The sequence below is a fragment of the Lacimonas salitolerans genome (genome assembly GCF_042677865.1).
GTDB classification, from domain to species: Bacteria; Pseudomonadota; Alphaproteobacteria; order Rhodobacterales; family Rhodobacteraceae; genus Lutimaribacter; species Lutimaribacter salitolerans.
Window position 1 is genome coordinate 1 of record NZ_JBHUDD010000030.1, and the last position, 3,461, is coordinate 3,461.

Annotated in this window: 4 protein-coding genes; 2 read left to right on the forward strand and 2 right to left on the reverse strand. The window is 60.0% G+C overall.

Annotation, left to right across the window (positions count from 1 at the left end):
- Positions 1-205: 205 nt before the first annotated feature.
- On the reverse strand, positions 206-490 hold the full coding sequence (locus ACFTOW_RS03940) for a hypothetical protein (RefSeq protein ID WP_379913302.1): 285 nt from the start codon (positions 488-490) through the stop codon (positions 206-208).
- Between the two features lie 11 nt (positions 491-501).
- A complete protein-coding gene (locus ACFTOW_RS03945; protein ID WP_379913303.1) occupies positions 502-840 on the reverse strand; it encodes a type II toxin-antitoxin system Phd/YefM family antitoxin in 339 nt (112 codons plus the stop codon).
- A 397-nt stretch (positions 841-1,237) separates the two neighbouring features.
- Here ACFTOW_RS03945 and ACFTOW_RS03950 point away from each other — a divergent pair, with 397 nt between their 5' ends.
- On the forward strand, positions 1,238-1,930 hold the full coding sequence (locus ACFTOW_RS03950) for a phosphatase PAP2 family protein (protein ID WP_379913304.1): 693 nt from the start codon (positions 1,238-1,240) through the stop codon (positions 1,928-1,930).
- Between the two features lie 322 nt (positions 1,931-2,252).
- The gene (locus ACFTOW_RS03955; RefSeq protein WP_379913305.1) at positions 2,253-3,278 is read left to right on the forward strand and encodes a nucleotidyltransferase family protein; all 1,026 of its coding nucleotides are present in this window, start codon (positions 2,253-2,255) and stop codon (positions 3,276-3,278) included.
- Positions 3,279-3,461 lie beyond the last annotated feature (183 nt).

Here is a 3,461-nt window from a genome sequence, read left to right on the forward strand (position 1 = left end):
CAAGCAAATGACCGGAAACCAAACCACCCACACAAACCGCGAAATAGCCGCTTTTTTGAACTACTCACTACGCTGCGGCTCAATTTCCCCACCTTCAGTTTGGCGGCCCCCTGAAACCCCAAATGTCTGCCGCCCGGCTTTGTTGATGGCATGGATGCCCACTCCCGAAACCGCCAGGCAGTGGCGGATCGCCGGAGGGCTCATCTCAACGCCAGTTCCGGCCCGGCGCGATCATGTCGAGGACGTGGACTTCGTTGGCGGCTGGATGGTGCTCGTACAGGAAGACATACCCGTCCACCGGGAGCATCCGCACCTTGCCCTGGAAGACCGGACCCGCCTCGGGAAGGGTGCTGAGGGTCTTGACCAGGCGCGCTTGGATCCGCTCCAGGAAATCCAGGACGGTCGGGATGCTGTCCACGTCCACATGATCGATGAGCTCGACCAGAGCGGTATCGACTCCGGGGGCGAAGAAAACGGTGGCGGGCTGCATGGGCTGAGTGATCAGGATACGCGGCGCAGGGCCCGGTCACGCAGGCTCGCGAAATACGTCGCATCAGCGACGATCCCGTCGCCCTCGGAGATCGCCTTGCGACCGTCCTCCAAGCGCCGGTTCAGATCGATCTGCGCCATCAGCGCATCGAGAAGGCCCAGCTTGCCGGCGGCCACATCCGCCTTCAGGGGCGCGGCCAGGAAGCTGTCGGCAAGCGCGCGGATATCCTCCATCGAGAACATCGCGGCGACTTCGCGGCGGTTCTTCGTGACCGCGACTGGCTCACGGAGCGTGGCCTCCAGAAGCTGGCCGAAAGAATTTTTCGCCTCAACGGCGGTCATGGTTTTCATCAACGCGGTCCCATGTGAAGATCAGGAATGGCTATTATAGCTTGAATGGCTCGCCACTTCCACCCTGCCTTGCACGACTATTCGTATCCCCGCTTCGCCTTCTGCGAAGAGGCTTGGCCTAGCGCTAAACGCCGACGACTTCACGGACGATCGCGCGATCGCTGCCGTCGCCCGTACCCGGAAACGGTGAGCGAAACTGCAGCTGACGTGCTCCGGGAAAGATTCTCCGTAGTGTTCCAGCGCCGACTGTGAGCGAGTTGCCCTCCGTGTCGATGTAGAGCGTCACCTGTGGGATTGGTTCCCGAGGGCAGCCGAGGGTCCAAGAAAACCATGGACTATTTTTGTAGCTGTCATATTTTTGTTACAAACATTTGACCGGTGAGCAAGGCACCACACGATGGATCAATTCACAGCACAGGCCCTGAATCAGGTCGTTGGGCAGTCGGTGACATTCGACCTCATTGCTGATTTCATTCAGGAGTCGTATCTGGTCAAAGGTTTGTTCGCCACTCTCGTGCTGGTCTGCATCCTGAATGCCCGAGTGGACGACAGCCCCAATCGCCGCACCGATGTCTTTACGACGCTCATCGTGATCTTCGCCGCGATCTTCCTTGGCCGCGTTCTGCAGATGATATTGCCGTTTTCGCTCAGACCGCTTCACACCGAGGGCCTCGACCTCGAACTGGCGACGGGGCTCACGCCAGACACCCTCAGAAATGACAGCAGCTTTCCCAGCGATCATGCGCTGATGTTCTTTGCCATGGCCTCCAGTGTCCTTCTCTATCACCGCCTGGCCGGGATCATCCTGATGACGCACGCCGTGGTGATCATCTGCCTGCCGCGACTTGTGCTGGGATTTCACTGGTTTTCCGACATCGTCGCAGGGGCGGCGATCGGTGGGTTGATGGCCTTGCTGTTGCATCGCCAGATCGCACGATGGCTGTCGGGGACTAGGCTTCTGGACTTTCAGAGAAGCCACCCCGGTGTATTCCATGCACTGCTGTTCGCCCTTCTGTGTGAAACAGCCACGATGTACCGGGGAACCCGCAATATCCTGAGTACCTTGACGGATTTCCTGCGCCTTGCATGAGGGGAATGGAAGGATCACCCGCCCAACGAGTCAAAGCGCGCGGGAGTCGACCCTCACCTATCGACAGAGCCTGGGGGCTCGACGCGCTTCCTCGGAAAGTGCGTGAGGCGTTCTACCCAGGCTTGGCGCTGGTGCCGATGGTCAAGAGGCCGGGCACCTGAAGTCCCCGATGTGATCTGCTCGTCCGCATCGGATTTGGCCTGCGCTCAGCGAAGATGCATGACAATGCGCGCCAATCGGTAAACTTGAATAAATTCGTTTACCGATTGCGACGGTCAACTCAAAATCATAGGTTTACCGAGACAGCAGCCGCGAGGCCAACATGACGAACCTGAGCTCAGTGGCACGGTCTGCCTATGGCGATCTCCTGCGCCTATTGAAAGACGACATGGTCGCCAATGTGCGTGGCTCGCTCGTTACCAAGGAGCGCGGCGGCAAGGTCTACTGGTACGCGGCCGAGAAGATCGGCAGTGACGTGAAATTCTGGTATATCGGCCCGGATGGTGCCGAGACGCGCAATCGCGTGGCCCGCATGACCGCGTTGCGCGCGCAGATGACGGACCGCAGGCGTGAACGCGCCAGGCTGGCGCGTTTGCTGCGCGCCGAGGGCATGACCCCGGTCGATCGCGGCACAGGCGGGTTGCTGCTTGCCATGGCCAAGGTGGGCACCTTCCGGCTGGGCGGCACCCTGATCGGAACGAATGCCTTTCGTTTGATGGAGGGAGAGCTGGGCACCACCCTTCCCCTTGGCAGCGTGGCGACCACCGGGGATATCGATGTCGCGCAATTCGAGCGCCTGTCCGTTGCCTTGCAGGACGCCGTCGAACCGTCGCTTGCAGAAACCTTCTCGGCGCTCAAATTCGACCCTGTTCAGGGTCTTGATCCGGGCAGTGTCTGGCGCTGGCGGCAAAGCGGACAGACGGGCATGATGATCGAATTCCTGACGCCGTCCTTCGACGCGGAAGAGACCATTCGCGATCTCCCCGCCCTCGGCGTCAAGGCGCGAGCCCTGCATCACCTGAACTACCTGATTTCCGATCCGATCCACGCTGTTGCCCTCTATCGTGATGGTATCCTTGTGCAGATCCCGCGGCCTGAGAAATTCGCCATCCACAAGCTGATCGTTGCGGACCGCCGCCTTGACGGGCCCGAGTCCTTCAAGGCTGACAAGGACCGCCAGCAGGCCGCGTTCCTTATCGAAACAATGGCCGAGGATCGCCCGTCCGATATCTGGGACGCTTATACCGACGCAATGGCGCGCGGCCCCAGATGGCGTGAGAGGATCGAACGGACGCTGAAGCGGTTGCCGGGCACGCACGAGCTGCTGATGCGGTGCGAAGCAGGGTAGCCAGAACGCCTGCCCTCGATGTCGCGAAATAGGGTCACTGACCTGCCATCAATCTTCATCCAACCGAAACCGGTGCCCCTTGGTTGTGGTCCGACCCCGAACTGTGAATCGGCATGCAAAAGTGACCCACTTGGGTGGGTTATGATCATCTAAAACTGACCCACCTGCATTGTTAACATCCGT

Excerpts from the sequence above, each read along its gene's own strand:
- ACFTOW_RS03940 (WP_379913302.1), bottom strand. The coding sequence starts at position 490 with ATGCAGCCCGCCACCGTTTTCTTCGCCCCCGGAGTCGATACCGCTCTG.
- ACFTOW_RS03945 (WP_379913303.1), bottom strand. The coding sequence starts at position 840 with ATGAAAACCATGACCGCCGTTGAGGCGAAAAATTCTTTCGGCCAGCTT.
- ACFTOW_RS03950 (WP_379913304.1), top strand. The coding sequence starts at position 1,238 with ATGGATCAATTCACAGCACAGGCCCTGAATCAGGTCGTTGGGCAGTCG.
- ACFTOW_RS03955 (WP_379913305.1), top strand. The coding sequence starts at position 2,253 with ATGACGAACCTGAGCTCAGTGGCACGGTCTGCCTATGGCGATCTCCTG.